This window comes from Desulfurobacterium thermolithotrophum DSM 11699, from assembly GCF_000191045.1.
Classification (GTDB): Bacteria; Aquificota; Aquificia; order Desulfurobacteriales; family Desulfurobacteriaceae; genus Desulfurobacterium; species Desulfurobacterium thermolithotrophum.
This window is the reverse complement of record NC_015185.1, coordinates 130,592-149,410: the sequence shown is the minus strand read 5'-3', so window position 1 is coordinate 149,410 and position 18,819 is coordinate 130,592. Positions and strand designations below refer to the sequence as shown.

Below are 18,819 nucleotides of genomic sequence, written 5' to 3'. Positions count from 1 at the left end.
AGAGAAGAGGTCAGTATGGGAAAAATCCAAAAAGCAGCCCCTTCCGTAGAAACTAAAAAAATAACCTCTCTTCCAAGAAAAAGTTTTGCAAAGAGAAAAGAGACATTCCCTATTCCAGATCTACTCCAATTTCCATTTGAATCTTATGAAAGATTCTTACAGTTAAACAAAGCTCCAGATAAAAGAGAAAATGTTGGTCTTGAATCTGCTTTCAGACAGGCTTTTCCCATCGTTGACGAATCTTCAGGAGTTGAGATTCATTATAAAGGTTATGAAATAGGAGATTGGTATTGTAAGTGTGGAAAGTTTCAAGGGCTCGGCGGAAAGGGAGTTGTATGTCCAAAGTGTGGAATGGAAGTAGTATTTAGACCAAAATATTCTCCAGATGAATGTAAAGAAAGAGGTATTGACTATAGCGCACCTTTAAGAGTTCTTTTTGAGCTCCATATATGGCAAAAAGATCCAAAAACAGGAGAAAAAATAGCTCCAATTATTAAAGAAAACAAAATGTACTTTGGTGAAATTCCCCTTATGACAGAAAGGGGAACTTTTATCATAAATGGAACCGAAAAGGTAGTTGTTAGTCAGCTTCATAGATCCCCAGGACTTTTCTTTAAAAGTGAAGTATCAAAAACAACTCAAGTTGCAAGAATTATTGATATTGCAAGCATAATCCCTGCAATGGGATCATGGCTTGAATTTGAAATTCCCTACAACGAAATTCTCTATGCTAAGATAGATAGAAAAAGAAGATTTATTGGAACTTATCTATTAAGAGCTTTTGGAATAAGAACTGATGAAGAAATCCTCAATCTTTTCTACGGCGATGCTATCGAAACTTTCAAAGTAGAAAATGGAGAAGTTGTAAAAGTAGAAAATGGAGAAGTTGTAAATATTAAAACAGGAGAAATCAAAACACAAGAAGAACTTACAGGTTACTACCTTGTAAGTGATGTCATAGATCCAGAAACAGGAGAGATTGTACAAGAAGCTTACGAAGAACTTTCTACAAGTTCTAGAAAACTTCCTGAAGGTGCTGAGTTTAAAGCAATTCACAGCAAAGCAACTCCTTATGGTGCAGTCATAGTTAATACTCTTAGAAAAGAAAAAAGAGACAGGGTAAGAGAGAAAATAGACGATCCTCTTATCGCTGCTTACGTTGAAATTTTTAGAAAAGTAAGGCCTGGAGATACTGCTACTGTAGAAGGGGCTAAAAAACTATTTGAAAGCATGTTCTTTAGTACCAAAAACTATGACCTTTCAAGAGTTGGTAGAGCAAAAATAAACGAGAAAGTTTATCCTAAAGAAAAACTTTCAAAACTTACTAAAGAAGACTTAAAATCGATAGAATGGCTACCTCCTTTAAGAGTAGCTGAAGATATTTATAACGAAGAAGGAGATATCGTTGTTCCAAAAGGAACACTTATCAATAGCGAAGTTGCTTTGAAATTAGCTTCTCTTAACATAGAAGAGATTCCTGTTGAACCAGATTATGACGATGCAGGAAGAATTCTTCATAAAGCCGACATTATAGGTGCGGTTAAAGCTTTACTTGAAGTTCACGCAGGTTTAAGAGAATACGATGACATTGATCACCTCGGAAATAGAAGAGTTAGAGGTGTTGGAGAGCTTGCAGAAATTGCATTTAAATCAGGTCTATTTAAACTTGAAAAAGCAGTAAAGGAAAAACTTGCCGTTGCCGATGTTGATTCTGTAATGCCACAAGACTTAATCAATCCAAGAACTGCTTTAAATCCACTTAAGGAATTCTTCACACTCACTTCTCTTTGTCAGTTTATGGATCAGACAAACCCACTTGCTGAAACAACACATAAGAGAAGACTATCTGCTCTTGGTCCTGGAGGTCTTACAAGAGAGAGAGCTGGATTTGAAGTTCGTGACGTTCACCCATCCCATTACGGTCGTATCTGTCCAATTGAAACTCCAGAAGGTCAAAACATTGGTCTTATTAACTCCTTAACAACTTATGGAAGGATAAACTGGCTTGGATTCCTTGAAACGCCTTATAGAAAAGTTGTAAACGGAAAAGTTACAGATGAAATAGTCTACATGACAGCAGAGGAAGAAGAAAACTACGTAATTGCTCAGGCTAACGCTCCTGTTGATGAAAACGGCTACATTGCCGCCGACACTGTAATGGCAAGGCATAAGGCCGAATTTAAACTCGTAAAGAGAGAAGAAGTTCAGTTCATGGACGTTTCTCCAAAGCAGGTATTCTCTGTTTCTTCATCTTTAATTCCATTCCTTGAGCACGATGACGCTAACCGTGCCCTCATGGGTTCAAACATGCAGCGTCAAGCTGTGCCTCTTATTAAGACAGAGGCACCATTTGTTGGAACCGGAATGGAAAAAGAAGTGGCACTTTATAGCCGTAGTGCAGTAGTTGCTAAAAGATCTGGAATTGTAGAGAGCGTAACTGCAGATAAAATTATTGTAAGAGTTGATCCTGAAGAGATAGAAGAAGGGGGAATTTCTGTAGATACAGGATTTGATGTTTATGAACTCAAGAAGTTCCAGAAATCCAACCAGAAAACTTGTATTAATCAAAGACCTATTGTTAGAAAGGGTGACAGAGTTAAGAGGGGACAGATTATTGCCGATGGTCCTTCTATGGAAAACGGAGAACTTGCCCTTGGAAAGAACGTACTTGTTGCCTTTATGCCATGGAGAGGTTACAACTTTGAAGACGCTATCCTTGTTAGTGAAAGACTCTTAAAGGATGATGTCTATACGTCTATTCACATACAGGAATTTGAGTGTGAGGCTGTAGAAACAAAACTTGGTAGAGAAGAAATTACAAGAGATATTCCTAATGTTTCTGAATCTCTCCTTAGAAATCTTGATGAATCTGGAATTGTAAGAATTGGTACTTACGTTAAACCTGGAGATATACTTGTTGGTAAAGTTACTCCTAAAGGAGAACAAGTATTAACTCCAGAAGAAAAACTCCTTCAAGCAATCTTTGGTGAAAAAGCTAAGGGAGTTAAGGATTCTTCCCTATATGTTCCTCACGGTGTTGAAGGAGTTGTAATAGACGTCAAGATACTTTCAAGAAAAGGTGAAAAGAAAGATCCAAGAACTCAACTTATAGAAGCTGAAGAAAAAGCAAGACTTGAAAGAGAAAAACAAGAGGAGATTGCTCTTATTAAGAAAGATAGAGACAGAAAGGCTGCTGAGGTTATTCTTGGAAAGAAAGTTAGGGAAGATGTTTACGATGCAGCTGGAAACCTTGTTCTTTCTGCAGGAGAGACAATTACAGAAGACAAAGTAGAGCAAATGGTTTTCTTTGCTCTTAGAAAGCCATCTGTTATTGACGATGAAAAAGCAACTGAAGAACTCAAGAAGATAAGACTTAGAGCTGTTGACAAGATCGCTCTTGTTGAAAACATCTATGAAGAGAAAAAAGCTGCTCTTGAAATGGGACATGACCTCCCAGCAGGAGTTAATAAGAAGGTTAAGGTTTACATAGCTACAAAGAGAAAGCTCACAATCGGCGACAAGATGTCAGGTCGCCACGGTAACAAAGGTGTTATTTCCCAGATTAGACCTGTTGAAGACATGCCATTCCTTGAAGATGGTACACCTATCGATATAGTTCTTAACCCACTTGGTGTTCCATCCCGTATGAACGTCGGACAGATACTTGAGGTTCACCTTGGACTTGCTGCAAAAGCTCTTGGTGAAAAGATTGAAAAGCTAATGAAAGCTGGACTCAAGCAAGTTAGAGAAGAAATTAAGGCTATCTACAACGACGAAAGAATAAGTAAGCTCATTGATTCTCTATCTGATAATGAACTTAAAGAAGTTGCCAAAAAACTTAGCAAAGGAATAAAGTTTGAGTCTCCAATCTTTAATGGTGCAAAAGAAGAAGAAATCAAAGAACTCTTAAAACGTGCTGGTCTTCCTGAAACTGGAAGACTTAAAGTTTACGACGGTCTTACTGGTGAACCTTTTGACCAAGATGTAACAGTTGGTTATATGTACATGCTAAAACTCATTCACCTTGCTGACGATAAAATTCACGCTCGTTCTACTGGTCCTTACTCTCTCATCACTCAACAGCCTCTTGGTGGAAAGGCGCAGTTTGGTGGACAGAGATTTGGTGAGATGGAAGTATGGGCGCTTGAAGCTTACGGCGCTGCCTATACGCTCCAGGAGATGCTAACTGTTAAGTCTGACGACGTTGAAGGTAGATCAAGAGTATATGAAGCTATCGTTAAAGGTAAATATTCATTTGAACCAGGACTCCCTGAGTCCTTTAACGTTCTTGTAAGAGAACTTAAAGCACTTGCTCTTGATGTTAAGTTCATCAAAAACGTTGAAGAGGAAGAATAATCTTTCTGCCCCCGTTTCCAGGGGGCATTTAAACCCCATCAGGAGGATTCAGTAGTGAAGAAAGAAATTGTCTTCTCTGAAGAGCCTAAAACTTTTGACTTTGATGCAATAGAAATTGGACTTGCTTCTCCAGAGAAAATAAGAGAATGGTCTCACGGTGAGGTAAAGCTTCCTGAAACTCTAAACTATAGAACATTAAAACCTGAAAGAGATGGCCTTTTCTGTGCAAGAATATTTGGTCCTATTAGAGATTGGGAATGTCTTTGTGGAAAGTATAGAGGTTCAAAATATGCAGGTGTTGTTTGTGATAGATGTGGAGTTGAGGTAACCCTTTCAAAAGAAAGAAGAAAAAGATTTGGACACATAGAGCTCGCTGCTCCATGTACACATATCTGGTACGTAAAGTCTGTTCCAAGTAAGATAGGAGCTCTCTTAGGACTTTCTGTTAGAGAAGTTGAAAGAGTTGTTTACTTTGAAAGCTACATTGTATTAGATCCAGGTGATGAAGAAGAAACAGGTCTTAAAAAGTTCCAAATTCTTACAGAAGAGGAGTATAGAGAAAAAGTAGAAGAACTTGGAGAAGATGCTTTCGAAGTTGGAATTGGTGCTGATGGAATAAAAGAAGCCTTAAAAAGAGTTGACCTTGAAGAGCTTGCAGAAGAGCTCCGTGAAGAAATAAGAATGTACTCAGGAGAAATTAGTTCTATCAACGCAGACCTTCAGAAAAGACTTCCTAACGTATTTAAGACTGCAGTTGAAACACTTTCCTACTACACAGGACTTTCTGAAGACACAATTGTTGGTATTGTGAAAAATGTCCTTGTCGTTGTTACAGACCCAGGTGATTCAAACCTCGAGAAAGGACAGATAATTGAGTACAACGAATACAAAGTTTTAAAGGATAAAGTAAACATTGAAGTAGAAAAAGGTGGAAGAGCTCTTGATTGGTATGTTGATTTCTTAGTTGAACAAGGAAAAATTCAAAGTAAAGAACTCCTTAAAGAAGAAATAAGAAGAGCTACAAGAAAAGACACAACAGAAGCGAAGCTTAAAAAGCTTGTAAGAAGGTTAAGAGTAGTTGAATCTTTTCTCAATTCCGATAACAAGCCTGAATGGATGGTTCTTGAAGTTCTTCCTGTTCTTCCACCAGAACTCCGTCCACTTGTTCCTCTTGAAGGTGGAAGATTTGCAACTTCTGACCTTAATGACCTTTATAGAAGAGTTATCAACAGAAACAACAGACTAAAAAGACTTATAGAGCTTGATGCTCCAGACATCATTATTAGAAACGAAAAACGTATGCTCCAAGAAGCAGTAGACACACTTATCGACAACGGAAGAAGGGGAAGACCTGTAAAGAGTTCTAAAGGACATCCTCTTAAGTCTCTATCTGATGTTTTAAGAGGTAAACAAGGTAGATTTAGACAGAACCTTCTTGGTAAAAGGGTTGATTACTCAGGTCGTGCTGTTATCGTTATAGGTCCTGAACTCAAAATGCACCAGTGCGGTCTTCCAAAAGTAATGGCACTTGAACTCTTCAAGCCATTTATTTACAGGAGACTAGAAGAAAAGGGTTATGCTAACACTGTAAAACAAGCTAAGAAAATGGTTGAAAGACAAGAACCAGAAGTTTGGGAATGTCTTGAAGAAGTTATTAAAGAGCATCCAGTTCTTCTAAACCGTGCTCCAACACTTCACAGAGTTTCAATTCAAGCTTTTGAGCCGGTTCTTGTTGAAGGTAAAGCTATTAAGCTCCATCCGCTTGTCTGTACTGCGTTTAACGCAGACTTTGACGGCGACCAGATGGCTGTCCACGTTCCACTTTCTTTAGAAGCCCAACTTGAAGCTTATACTCTCATGCTCTCTACACAAAACATACTCTCTCCAGCTCACGGAAAGCCACTTGCAGTTCCATCTCAGGATATGGTTTTAGGTCTTTACTACATGACTCTTGAAAAAAGTGGAGCGAAAGGAGAAGGAAAAGTATTTTCATCCATAGATGAAGTTCTTAAAGCTCTTGACCTTGGAGAAGTAGAGCTCCATGCAAAAATCAAGGTAAGAATACCTGAAAATAAAACAGAATCCGGTAAGCCAGAAATAATCACAACTACAGTTGGAAGAGTTAAATTCAACACTCTTCTTCCTGAAAATTATCCATTTGTAAATAAAGTAATGACAAAGAAAGCAGTCGCCGAGCTTATTGGAGATATACATAAAAAGCTTGGTAATGAAGTTACTGTTGATATGCTTGATAGAATCAAAGAAGCTGGATTTATTCAAGCAACACTTGGCGGACTCTCAATTTCTATTGATGACCTTCATATTCCACCTTCTAAGAAAGAACTTATTGAAAAAGCTAAGAAAGAAGTTGCTGAAATTGAAGAAGGATACAGAAAAGGTCTCCTTTCCAAAGACGAACGTTACAACAAGATCGTTGATATTTGGACCAGAGTAACAGAACAGCTAACAAAAGACATGATGGAATACATGAAAAGTCACGACCTTAATTCTCGTGGAAGACTTCCAAACGATGGTACTTTCAACCCTGTGTTCATGATGCTTCAATCTGGAGCTCGTGGTAGTCAGACACAGATTAGACAGCTTGCCGGTATGAGAGGTCTTATGGCCAAGCCTTCCGGTGAAATTATTGAAACGCCTATTATTTCAAACTTCCGTGAAGGTCTGACAGTTCTTGAATACTTCATCTCAACCCACGGTGCAAGAAAAGGTCTTGCCGATACTGCTTTAAAAACTGCTGATGCGGGATATCTTACAAGAAGACTTGCAGATGTGGCTCAAGATGTCATTGTAACAATGGAAGACTGTGGATGTGATGACGGAATAGAAGTTTCTGCTCTTATTGAAGCTGGTGAAATAGTTATTCCTCTATCTAAGAGAATTGCCGGAAGATATGCTGCTGAAGATATCGTTGATCCTGTAACAGGTGAAATTCTAGTTAAAAAAGACGAAAAGATTACAGATGAAACTGCTGAGAGAATTGAAGATCTTGGAATAGATACAGTAAAAATAAGATCAGTTCTCACATGCCGTGCACCATTTGGCGTTTGTGCTAAGTGCTACGGAAGAGACCTTGCAAGAAGAAGACCGGTTCAGATTGGAGAATCGGTAGGTATCATTGCTGCTCAGTCTATTGGTGAACCTGGTACTCAGCTAACAATGCGTACCTTCCACATCGGTGGTATCGCTATGCGTGGTGCTGAAGCTTCTGAATACAGAGCTAAGCACGATGGAATCGTAAGAATATTTGATGTTAATACAATTACGGATAAGGAAGGAAACATAATAGTTATTAACAGAGCTGGAAAAATTGCTGTTGTTGATGAAAAGAACGGAAAGCATCTTGAAAGGTATGACCTTCCATATGCTGCTGTTCTCAAAGTAAAAGATGGTGATAAAGTTCAGAAAGGTCAAATACTTGCTGAGTGGGATCCACACGCTATACCTATTCTTGCTCTAAGAAATGGTACTGTTAAGTACAAAGATATTCTTCCAGGAATTACCGTCTCTGAAACTGAACCTGTTGTTCTTGAATACAGAACACTTCCATACGAACCAACAATAGAACTTCTTGATGAAAATGGAGAAGTTATAGACTTTTATCCTCTTCCAGTTGGTGCAAGAATAATGGTTAAAGAAGGTGAAAAGGTTGAAATCGGAGCTCAGCTTGCAAGACTTCCACGAAGAATTGGAGGTACAAAGGACATTACAGGTGGTCTTCCAAGGGTTGCAGAGCTCTTTGAAGCAAGGAGACCAAAAGATACTGCTATCCTTGCAGAAATTAGCGGTAAAGTGTATGTAGAGACTGAAAAGAACAAGAAAAAGATTACAATACTTGATCCTGAAACAGGAGTTAAGAGAGAATACGAAGTTCCAAAAGGAAAGTATATTTACGTTAGAACAGGAGATTTTGTTAAGGCGGGAGAGCCTCTCACAGATGGTCAGCTAAATCCTCACGACATTCTCGCAATTCTTGGAGAAAGAGCAGTTGCAAGATTTTTACTTGATGAAATTCAATCCGTTTATAGAGCTCAAGGTGTAGATATTAACGACAAACACTTTGAAGTAATTATTAAAAAGATGCTTTCTAAGGTTAGAATTGAAGACTCTGGAGATAGTAACTTCTTAGTAGAAGAAGTTGTTGATAGAGAAGAGTTTGAAAAAGTTAGAGAGCAACTCTTTAAAGAAGGTAAGAAACCACCAAAAGCAAAGCCTGTTCTCACAGGTATAACAAAAGCTGCTCTGTCTACAGATTCCTTCATTTCAGCAGCTTCCTTCCAGGAAACAACAAGAGTTCTATCAGAAGCTGCTATTGCCGGTAAGAAAGATTACTTAAGAGGTCTCAAAGAAAACGTAATCATTGGAAGACTCATTCCTGCTGGAACGGGAAGAAAAGAGTATAGAAAAGTCACATGGGATTATTGTGAAAAAGTAAAAGAAAACCAGTAATTTGTAATTCTTAAAAAAAAACTTTAAGCCCCGCTAAAAGCGGGGCTTTTTTATTTGTTATTCACTATTGATTTTTTTAGAATATTTGATATGATTTATACATAAAACTTTCATACTACTTGAGTAGGGAGCAATAAAGTGATAAGAAAGATTCTTCTTTTATCAACTTTCTTTTGTCTACCAGCAACGGCTCAAGAAGTTGTAATAGAAGCATCTTCAGCAGTAGGAATAGATAAAACTGAGCAGAAAATAACTTCTCAATATCTTTCACTAAAAAAAGATATCGATTTACTACCTGGACTAAATCTTGCAAGTCTCAGTAGTTCTGTATCTCCAAGAGACAAAATCTTTCTTAGAAGCTTTAGTCCTGAAAGAGTGTACATATACCTTGATGAATTTCCTTTAAATGGTTCTGGTATAAGAGGTAACTTTTACATTGACCTATCAACATTAGACCCTGAGAAAATAAAAAAGCTTGAAGTTATCTATGGACCTTCTGTCATTTACGGTTCAAATCCGGGAGGAAATATTATCATTAAAACAAAAGGATTTCCTACAAAAAATACTTTGGAAATTAATTCTCTAACCGGTTCTTTTGGAACTATTAAAGGCAGTGTGAATTATCTTGGAAGCTGGGAAACTAACGGAATAGAGCTCTCCTTTGGAGGAATGAAAAGCGATGGATATCTAAGAAACGACTTCATGGATAGCAAAAATGGAAAAGTAACCTTTTACCATTTAATAGGAGATTCTACCGTTATAAAAGTTTTTGCTGGAAGATACAGAATAAAAGACGGAATACCCGTTCTTAATGATCCTAACAATGCTAAAACAAACTACGATAGTGATTATCCTGTAGTTAAAGAAACCTACTTTAGCTTAGCTTGTGCCCCTTACTGTAAGCTTAAACTTATTGAAAAGGAAGGTGAAAACTATATAGAAAGAACAACCGATAGATTTGGAGTTTCCCTATCAAAAGATACTGACATTGGACTTTTAAACCTTGCAATTTATACAAATAAAAGTTACAAAAAAGAAAGATACTACGGTTTCTTCAAAACACCAGCAGGCATAAAACTAACTTATCTTAGGTTTAACGGTCAAGATGATAGAACCTATGGCTTTAGAACAACTTACGAAAATCTTTCCATTTTAAATGGAGAAGGAATTGGAGGAATAGAGTTTCAAAATTCTGGATACGGTCAAATAGATAAAAATGGAAAACCTTTTGTGGCCAAAAATCACAATGCACTAAGAAGATTTGCTCTTTTTGGAGAGTTTAAAAAAGAATTACCTTTGTTAACAATTAAAACTGGCTTAAGAGTGGAAAACTGGAAAGGCAATAGCATTACTGATGCGCCAAACATCAAAGGTACACAAATTCTTCCCTCTCTGACCCTAAGCAAAAAATTAGGAAGTGTAGAACTTTTTGCTGGTACAGGTAGGGTCTATAGACCACCAAGAGCAGAAGAAATCCTTTGGTACAGTAAAGAATATTCAGATATAAAAAGTAAAGGTTATGATTACGACTTAAAAGCAGAAAAAGGTTGGGACTACGAGGTTGGAATTAGAAAGAAGTTTCCTAACTTAAAACTTACTGCAAGAATTTATAGATATGAAATAAGAGACTTCATTGTAAGCAACTTTGAAGCGGCAAAAGATGTTTTAAATAAGTCATTTCCCGATAGAATAATCGAAAATCTTGATTACTACAGGCTTAATGGGCTTGAAATAAGTAGTAACTGGAAACTCCTTGAGAATTTATCAGTATATACTGCTTATTCCTACCAAGATACAAAAACTTCTAAGTCTAAATTTACTCCTGATAAAACACCTGACCCTTCAGTTTTAATTCCAAAACATAAGTTAACAACAGCAATAACCAAGAAGAACTTACTTAAAAGAGATGCTCTAAAATTGACAGGTACATTCTACTCAAAAAGGAATGGCTATACAGAAAAACTTCCAGGTTTGGGAGTTATTGATGTCTCTTATTCTATATCTCCTGTAAAAAACATCACTTTTAACTTCCAAATAAACAATCTTTTCGACAAAAAATATTACTACGTTGAAAACTATGAAATGCCAGGAAGAAACTATTCTCTTTCCATAAAAGCACTCTTTTAGCCATCTTTTAAACCTTCCCATCTTCTTTAGGAGGTCTTCGGACCTCCTTTTTTTTAAATTTAACTTTGAAATACGCTCTAAGTCCCTTTACGTAAGGGAGGAGATACAGAGCGAACTGTTGAGGCGTTGGTTGTTCTATAATATCTATAATATTTATAGCGGAGACCCGAACTAAAGCCTCGTGGAGAGGGCAATGGCGGGGCACTCTCTAAAGAGAGTGTTAGCTATCCCTCGTTGAAGCAGGAATCCTCTTGCGGCCAATAGGGCGGAATAGTTCACTTGCAATTAAATCGGAGGCTTCTATGGTCAAACCAATAGGAGTATGTATAGGAGAACCTTCCACTAGAGAAGTTGATTTTATAAGTTCAGAAATCATTCAACTTGGAGATTATGTAGAACTTGAGTATGAAGGCTATAAAGTTTTAGGATTTGTAAAGGAAATAAAGAGAGTTAATAAATCTTTAACTGAAGATCTTGAACCTGAAGATGTTGAACACCTTAAAACATTAATAGGTAAAAACTCTTTCTTTTTGGGAAAAATATCCCTTCTTGGAGATGTAGATAAGAAGATGTTTATTCCGCGAATTCCTCCAGAACCGGGAACAAACATATTTAGAGCTTCTAAGGAAACTCTTCAAAAGGTATTTGGAAAAAATGACGATAGAAAAATTCACATAGGACATTTACTTACAAGAGAAGATGTGGATGTCTTCATTGATATAGATAGTATAGTCAGTAGACACCTTGCAATTCTTGCAGTTACAGGTGGAGGTAAATCAAATACAGTTTCAGTAATCCTTGAGGGTATGCTTGATAAGTTTGGAACGATTTTGGTTTTTGATATGCATGGAGAATACGTAAATTTTGATTATAAAAGAAATGGAAAACCGTGTGTAAGAAGAATAGACCTTGAACTTAATCCAACAAGATTAAGTTACCATGAATTCAGACTCTTTGCCAACGTTGATGATAGTGCTTACATCCAAGATAGATATTTAAGAAGAGCCTTTAAAATAACAGTAGAAGAAATTCAAAACGGACAGATTTCAGCTTCAAACTTTTGGGGAAGGCTTTTAGGGGAGCTCCAAGCCTATAAAACTGATGAAGCATACAAAGAAGATTGGAAGTCGATAACAGGTGTAATAAACAAAGTTGAAGATATGCAAGAATTTTATTCAGATCTTTTTAATCTTCTCCAGACTCCAATAGTTGATCAAATTGAATTTGGAAAACTCAACGTTCTAGACCTATCCCACGTTGATGAAAAAATAGCCGACATTGTCGTAAGCCACGTTTTAAGGAATATTCTGGAAAAGAGGAAAGCTCATGTTAGAAATGAAACAGGGGGGCTTGAATTTCCAGTTTTTATGATTTTAGAAGAAGCTCATATCTTAGCATCATCTACAATTAACACAAAATCAAGATACTGGATTTCAAGAATTGCAAGGGAAGGAAGAAAATTTGGTTTAGGACTTTGTTTAGTTACTCAAAGACCCAAAGCTCTTGATTCAAATGCTCTTTCTCAGGCTAACAACATGATAATTCTTAGATTAGTTGAACCTGGAGATCAAAGGCACGTTCAACAAGCTTCAGAATCTTTGAGCTCAGATCTTGTAGACCAGCTCCCATCTCTTAATGTTGGAGAAGCTCTTATTATGGGAAAAATGATTCCCATTCCTGCACTTGTGAAGATTAAACTTGCAAGATCAAAGAAAGGTGGAAATGACATAAGTGCTGTTAGTGAATGGAAAAAGTATAAAGAAAGTACTCAAATTTCTGAAAAAGATTTAAGCAATTTCCTTGAACTCGGAGATACAGAATTTTAACTATAAGAACCAAATACCTTGAAAATTAATATATCTTATATAATTTGTACAAAAATGATGAACCTAATCCGTGTGAGGTAAGAAATGCCTACAAAAAACCCTCGAATTAATATCGTTCTTGAAGAAAGTTTATATGAAGCTTTAAAAAAACTTTCAAAAGAATCAGGACTTTCTCTATCTAGAACAGCTAGAGAACTTATTAAAGAAGCTCTCGAGCTTAGAGAAGATGTTGTACTTGTAAAAACAGCAGAAGAAAGAGACTACTCATTTGATAGAGAAAAAGCTCTAACTCATGAGGAAATATGGAATGAATTATAAGGTATTTTATCATCACAAAATTCCGGAAGATTTAAGAGAAATATCATCAGAAACAAAAAAGAGAATTAAATCTGCAATTGAAAATAAACTAATGACTTTTCCTGAAAAATATGGAATTCCACTTAGAAAAAATCTAAAAGGTTTTTGGAAACTAAGAGTAGGAGATTATAGAATAGTCTTTAAAATTAATTGTGCTGAAAAAGAGATATATATCTTAGCTATTCTTCATCGAAGAAAAGTTTACGAAATTGCAAAGAAGAGAATTTGACATTTTATTTCTTTTAAAGAAATGTAATGGATCTCCCCATTTATCCCACACAGGTTCATATCCTGCTTTTTTTATTCTTTGACTCATTTCCTCTGGAGTAAGATTTTTCTTTCCTTCGTAAATTCTATAGTTTTTCCTTTCAGAATAAGGAGTAAAAACTGGCATTACAACATTAGCACCAGCTTTTATGCCAAGTTCAAGTGCATTTTCACATCCAGGAACACTCTGAAGAGCTGTTGAAGCAACAATATTGACATCTTCAAGTAGAATCCTTGCAAAGGCAATCATCTTTATGGATAGCTCAAAGACCTTTTTATAAAATCCGTTAGAAGTTATTAAGTCTTTATACCAACAAAAAATTGGAGTGTCGCGGTGTTCAATGTAAGGCCCCATTCCTATCATATCTATGTCAAAATCTTTAAAGAAAAGTAGATCATTCACAAGATCCTCATAAGTCTGTCCGGGAATCCCAATAATAACTCCAGTACCAACTTGGTAACCTATTTCCTTCAACCACTTTAAACATTTAAGTCTTTTTTCAAAAGAATGATCTGAAGGATGCAGTTTTTCATAAAGCTCCCGTTTGGACGTTTCAATCCTTAGAAGATACCTATGAACTCCTGCTTTAAAGAGCTCTTCATAGTGTTCTCTTTCTAACTCTCCAAATGATCCGGTTATTCCAGCACCTTTTGGTTCTTCTCCGTTTTGAATGTCTATCTTCTTTGTTTTTTCTTTTATTTTACGAATAATCCTTAAAAGCTTTTCAAAAAAAGCTTCGTTTTCCATTTCTCCTGATTGAAGAGCAAGAGATTTTATTCCCTTTTTATAAATTAAAAGAGCAAGTTCAACGACTTCATCTTCAGTTAGAGTATACCTTTTGACGTTTTTGTTATCTTTTCTAAGGCCACAGTAATAGCAATTTTTCTGACATACATTTGATATTTCTATAAGACCTCTAAAGTAAACGTAGTTTCCTACCTTTTGTTTTCTTATTAAATCAGCTAAAGAAAGAAGAGAACGGCTAATACCATTGGAAAATAGTTCATTTAGTAATTTCTTTGAAGAAATCTCCATTAAAATATCCTCTTATAAAGTCAATAATTTCTTTTAAATTATCCTGGGAATTCTCATAAAAAATAGAAATACCAAAACGTTCTATAACCTTAATTCTTTTAACAAAAGGAGAAAGATTAGAAGAACCTCCCTCCACGAAAGACCACCTTCTACCAAGGAGCTCGCAGAGGGCAACATCTACATCTGGATATACTTCTTTTAGCTTTCTTTGAAGTTCTCTAAATCTTTCCACAACTTTCTCTTTACACATAAAGATCTCTCTCTCCTTTTTCTATTCTCTTTAGGTAATCCTGAATAATTCCTTTAATCTTAGGATCTAAGGATTCAAGTTCCTTTTCAATAAGTTTTTCGCCTACCTTCCTTGTTTCTTCACTTGCGTAATCAAGAAGATATTCCTTAAACGTTAGTATTGCATTAGGCATACAGAGTTTATGTACTTTCCCTTTCTTTGCTATGTCCATAAAGTAGTTACCTGTCCTACCACACCTATAACCTGCAGTGCAGAAGCTTGTAATTAAGCCTTTTTCAGCAAGCCACCTTATTCCTTCGTCAAGAGAACGCTCATCATTAATTAGAAACTGCTGCTTTTCGGGACTATAAGCCCCTTTACTATAAGCTCCAACACCTATGTTTGTTCCAAAGTCAAGCTGCGTAACACCAAGTGGTAAAACTTTTTCTCTAACTTCTTTCGGCTCTCTTGCAGTAAGAATCATTCCAGTGTAAGGAACAGAAAGCCTTATAACTGCAACTAGTTTCATAAAATCTTCATCACTTACGATGTACTTTTTATTCTTTTCATAAAATGGTGTTCCAACAGCTGGTTCAAGCCTTGGGAACGAAATTGTATGAGGACCAACTCCTCCAAATCTTTTTTCTAAATCAATTGCATGGTAAAGAAGTCCCATTACTTCAAAACGCCAGTCGTAAAGTCCAAAAAGAGCTCCTATTGCAACATCATCAACTCCAGCTTCCATAGCTCTGTGAAGTGAATAAAGACGCCAATGATAGTCTGCCTTTATACCCTTATGGAGTCTTTTGTAAGTTTCGTGATGATAGGTTTCTTGAAATACTTGATACGTTCCAATGCCTATATCTCTTAGTAACTCAAGATCTTCAATACTCATTGGTGCTGCATTTACGTTTACACGTCTTATTTCACCGCCTTCTATTTTTATTCCATAGGTTATTTCCAAGGTTTTAGCTATAAATCGTGCATCAGAAGAAGGATGTTCACCATAAACCATTATTAGCCTTTTATGTCCCTGCTTTACCAGTGCTTCTACTTCTGCTTTTAACTCTTCTTCTGTAAGTTGTTTTCTCTTTATGTGCTTATTTGATATCCTATAACCGCAGTATTCACAATCATTTACGCAGTAGTTTGAAACGTAAAGAGGAGCAAATGTTACTATTCTCTTTCCATAAACCTTTTCTTTAATCTTTCCTGCAGCTTCAAAAATTTCCTGCCAGAGCTCTTTGTCTTCCACATTAAGAAGTGTTGCAGTTTCATCAGGTTCTAGTCTTTCAAGAGAAAGAGCTTTCGCTATAATGTCTCTTACCTTTGAAGGCTCAGGCTTTGAGTTTTCTTTAAGTTTTTCCCATATTTCTTCATCATTTATAAAATCTTTTCCTCCTTCCATAAACTTTTCATACTGCTCTCTTTTAATAACATTATGCATCCAAGATTTTACAGCTTCTTCTGTTACGGTAATCATACTTTTTCCTCCCAAACTGATTTCTAAAGGCAAGCAAGGCTGCTGGAAATGGTTCTAAAACTTTTTCAATAACTCCTTGAACAAGAGAAATACACATACCGTAATTTGTAATAGGAACATTTTTAGATTTTGCTAACTCAATTCTTGAAAGCATTTCTCTTCTATTAAGTGTGCAAGCTCCACAGTGAACAACAAGATCGTACTCGGAAAGGTCTTCAGGATAACTTCTTCCTGAATGAAAAGAAAAACTAATATCCTTTAAACCAGTATACTGCCTTATCCAGCGAGGAATTTTTACTCTTCCTATATCGTCTTCTATAGGATGATGCGTACATGCTTCGGCTATTAAAACTTTGGCTCCCTCTTTTAAGTTTTTCAAAGCATGAAGTCCTTTTGCAAATTCAACAATATCTCCTTTATATCGGGAAAAAAGGATTGAAAATGTTGTAAATTTAACACCTTGAGGGACATCTCCAGCCACTTTTAAGACAACTTGAGAATCACAGACGATAACATCAGATTTTCTGTTAAGAACAGAAAGAAGATAAGGTAGTTCTCTTTCTTTTACAACTATAGCTGTTGCATCACTATCAAGAACATTTCTAATTGTCTGAACTTGAGGTAGTATTAGACGACCTTTAGGAGCTTCTAAATCTATAGGGACAACAAGTACAGCAATACCACCTGGAGGAACAAGGTCTCCTATAAGCTGAGGTTCTCTTAAAAATTCTTCAGGTACAACCTTTAAAAGTGCCGTTTTTAGTTTTGCAAGAATATCTTCCCTTTTATTCTTTAGTGCACAAATCTCTATTACCGGAATTTTCTTTTCTTCAAAATTTTTCAAAAACTCTTTTTCTGGTTTTTGAACGTCAATTTTATTAATAACTACAACGTATGGTATTTTCTTTTCTTCAAAAAGCTTAATAAGACTGCTTTCAAATTCAGTAAAAACATTAGGTTCAAGCATAAGCAGCGCAACATCGCAACGTCTTAAAACTTCAAAAGCTTTTCTAACCCTTTCTTTACCTAAAAGCGTTTCGTCATCAATTCCAGCTGTATCAAGGAAAAGAACAGGACCTATCGGCAAAATTTCCATTGCTTTTTCAACAACATCTGTAGTTGTTCCTGGAATGTCTGAAACAATAGAAACCTCTTGACCAGTTACAAGATTTATAAAACTTGATTTTCCAACATTTGTTCTTCCAAAGACACCAATGTGGAGTCTTAAACCCTTAGGAGTTGTTATCATTTCGTAGCTCCTCTAACTCATATTCATCATATCCAAGAGAATTGAGGCTTTCAGGGGATAACAACTTAAGAATTTTGTTACCAAACTTTTGTTGCAGAAATTCTTTTATGTTTTTTACCTCTTTTGTCTTCATTTCTTGTACTATCTCTACTGCTTTTTCGTAACCTATTAAAGGAAGTAAGGCTGTAATAATAGAAAAACTTTCTTCAAAATATTTTTTGCAAAACTCCTTATCGGCTTTGAGCTTTGTAAGATGTTCTTTCAAAACAGTAGTTACGTTAAGCAAAAGTCTTAAAGACTCTAAAAAGCTAAATGCTATTAAAGGCATAAACTCAACGATTTGGAAAGTTGATGAGGATGCGCATTCTCTAACTATATAAGAGTTAGCTTTAACTTTTAAAGCTACTTGCATAGTAGCTTCAAGTACAACAGGATTTACCTTTCCAGGCATTATTGAAGAACCAGGTTGTACAGGTTTTAATCTTACTTCTTTTAAAAGGTTCATAAGGCGAAGATCATTTGAGATTTTAAATAGGTTTGAAGCATAAGCATCGAGAATTCCAACAACTTCAACCATATCGTCTGCAAATGCCGTCACACCAACTGGATTTTCTGCCCGTGAAATATTAAGACCTGTAAGTTCTCTTAAAACTTCTATTACAAAGAATACGTAGTCTCTTGGAGCAGTTAAACCAGTACCTATTGCAGTGCCACCAATATTTAAAACTCTTATTCTTTCTTTACACTTCCAAACTCTCCATCTGTCTCTTGAAATAGCTTCTGCAAAACCGGAAAACTCTCTTCCGAGTGTAAGAGGAACAGCTTCTTGGAGCTCTGTCCTTCCAATTTTTAAAATAAAGGCAAACTCTTTCTCTTTCTCCTGTAAAACACCTTGAAGTCTTGCTATAGCTTCGCTTAAATCTTCAAGCATAAAAAGAGCTGCTATTTTTAAAGCTGTTGGATAGGTGTCATTTGTTGATTGATGAAGATTTACATGCTCAAGCGGATGTACAGGATAATACTGTCCTTTTTTGTATCCGAGTATTTCATTTGCTCTATTTGCTATTACTTCGTTTATATTCATATTCGTTGAAGTACCAGCTCCACCTTGAAGAGCATCAACTATAAATTCTTCTTGAAATTTCCCCTCCAATATTTCGTCACACGCTTTTATTATTGCATTTCCAATTTTCTCTTCAATATACCCAAGCCTTGTATTAGCAATTGCACAAGCTTTTTTTACTAACGCATAGGCAGTTATAAGTTCTTTTGGAACTTTGTATCCAGAAAGAGGAAAATTCTTTAGTGCTCGTGCAGTATGAATGCCGTAGTAACTATCAGCTGGAATTTTCAACGATCCAAGGAAATCTTTTTCTTCTCTAAACATTATTAGTGTTGACCTCTATTTATCTCTTAATCAAT

11 protein-coding genes are annotated in these 18,819 nt (G+C 36.1%); 6 read left to right on the top strand and 5 right to left on the bottom strand.

Annotation, left to right across the window (positions count from 1 at the left end):
• Positions 1-15: 15 nt before the first annotated feature.
• The 6 genes from rpoB (at position 16) to DESTER_RS00750 (ending at position 13,362) form a co-directional block, all read left to right on the top strand.
• The gene (gene rpoB / locus DESTER_RS00775) at positions 16-4,356 is read left to right on the top strand and encodes a DNA-directed RNA polymerase subunit beta (RefSeq protein ID WP_013637770.1); all 4,341 of its coding nucleotides are present in this window, start codon (positions 16-18) and stop codon (positions 4,354-4,356) included.
• A 54-nt stretch (positions 4,357-4,410) separates the two neighbouring features.
• The gene (gene rpoC, locus DESTER_RS00770; protein WP_013637769.1) at positions 4,411-8,823 is read left to right on the top strand and encodes a DNA-directed RNA polymerase subunit beta'; all 4,413 of its coding nucleotides are present in this window, start codon (positions 4,411-4,413) and stop codon (positions 8,821-8,823) included.
• Between the two features lie 138 nt (positions 8,824-8,961).
• Positions 8,962-10,950: a TonB-dependent receptor gene (locus DESTER_RS00765; RefSeq protein ID WP_013637768.1), complete on the top strand. Its 1,989-nt coding sequence runs from the start codon at positions 8,962-8,964 to the stop codon at positions 10,948-10,950.
• A gap of 302 nt (positions 10,951-11,252) precedes the next feature.
• Positions 11,253-12,776 carry a helicase HerA-like domain-containing protein gene (locus tag DESTER_RS00760; RefSeq protein ID WP_013637767.1) on the top strand — a complete coding sequence of 508 codons (1,524 nt, stop codon included), beginning with the start codon at positions 11,253-11,255 and terminating at the stop codon, positions 12,774-12,776.
• A gap of 84 nt (positions 12,777-12,860) precedes the next feature.
• Positions 12,861-13,094, top strand: a complete 234-nt coding sequence (locus DESTER_RS00755) for a ribbon-helix-helix domain-containing protein (protein WP_013637766.1) — start codon at positions 12,861-12,863, stop codon at positions 13,092-13,094.
• Positions 13,084-13,362, top strand: a complete 279-nt coding sequence (locus DESTER_RS00750) for a type II toxin-antitoxin system RelE family toxin (protein ID WP_013637765.1) — start codon at positions 13,084-13,086, stop codon at positions 13,360-13,362. Before DESTER_RS00755 ends, DESTER_RS00750 begins: the two co-directional genes overlap by 11 nt.
• On the opposite strand, the gene hydE is transcribed toward DESTER_RS00750, so the two are convergent.
• The 5 genes from hydE to DESTER_RS00725 are packed head-to-tail and all read right to left on the bottom strand — an operon-like array spanning position 13,309 to position 18,784.
• On the bottom strand, positions 13,309-14,436 hold the full coding sequence (gene hydE / locus DESTER_RS00745) for a [FeFe] hydrogenase H-cluster radical SAM maturase HydE (RefSeq protein WP_013637764.1): 1,128 nt from the start codon (positions 14,434-14,436) through the stop codon (positions 13,309-13,311). The two genes, DESTER_RS00750 and hydE, sit on opposite strands and share 54 nt — an antisense overlap.
• Positions 14,405-14,686: a hypothetical protein gene (locus tag DESTER_RS00740; protein ID WP_013637763.1), complete on the bottom strand. Its 282-nt coding sequence runs from the start codon at positions 14,684-14,686 to the stop codon at positions 14,405-14,407. Before DESTER_RS00740 ends, hydE begins: the two co-directional genes overlap by 32 nt.
• Positions 14,679-16,148, bottom strand: coding sequence for a [FeFe] hydrogenase H-cluster radical SAM maturase HydG (gene hydG / locus DESTER_RS00735; protein WP_013637762.1), 1,470 nt, complete (start codon positions 16,146-16,148; stop codon positions 14,679-14,681). Before hydG ends, DESTER_RS00740 begins: the two co-directional genes overlap by 8 nt.
• Positions 16,105-17,397: a [FeFe] hydrogenase H-cluster maturation GTPase HydF gene (gene hydF, locus DESTER_RS00730; RefSeq protein ID WP_013637761.1), complete on the bottom strand. Its 1,293-nt coding sequence runs from the start codon at positions 17,395-17,397 to the stop codon at positions 16,105-16,107. The genes hydG and hydF overlap by 44 nt, the downstream gene beginning before the upstream one ends.
• Complete coding sequence (locus DESTER_RS00725) at positions 17,381-18,784, bottom strand: aspartate ammonia-lyase (RefSeq protein WP_013637760.1); 1,404 nt, start codon at positions 18,782-18,784, stop codon at positions 17,381-17,383. The genes hydF and DESTER_RS00725 overlap by 17 nt, the downstream gene beginning before the upstream one ends.
• Positions 18,785-18,819 lie beyond the last annotated feature (35 nt).

Coding starts and splice junctions, on each gene's coding strand:
- hydE (WP_013637764.1), bottom strand. CDS start 14,436: ATGGAGATTTCTTCAAAGAAATTACTAAATGAACTATTTTCCAATGGT.
- DESTER_RS00750 (WP_013637765.1), top strand. CDS start 13,084: ATGAATTATAAGGTATTTTATCATCACAAAATTCCGGAAGATTTAAGA.
- hydF (WP_013637761.1), bottom strand. CDS start 17,397: ATGATAACAACTCCTAAGGGTTTAAGACTCCACATTGGTGTCTTTGGA.
- DESTER_RS00725 (WP_013637760.1), bottom strand. CDS start 18,784: ATGTTTAGAGAAGAAAAAGATTTCCTTGGATCGTTGAAAATTCCAGCT.
- hydG (WP_013637762.1), bottom strand. CDS start 16,148: ATGATTACCGTAACAGAAGAAGCTGTAAAATCTTGGATGCATAATGTT.
- DESTER_RS00760 (WP_013637767.1), top strand. CDS start 11,253: ATGGTCAAACCAATAGGAGTATGTATAGGAGAACCTTCCACTAGAGAA.
- DESTER_RS00755 (WP_013637766.1), top strand. CDS start 12,861: ATGCCTACAAAAAACCCTCGAATTAATATCGTTCTTGAAGAAAGTTTA.
- rpoB (WP_013637770.1), top strand. CDS start 16: ATGGGAAAAATCCAAAAAGCAGCCCCTTCCGTAGAAACTAAAAAAATA.
- DESTER_RS00740 (WP_013637763.1), bottom strand. CDS start 14,686: ATGTGTAAAGAGAAAGTTGTGGAAAGATTTAGAGAACTTCAAAGAAAG.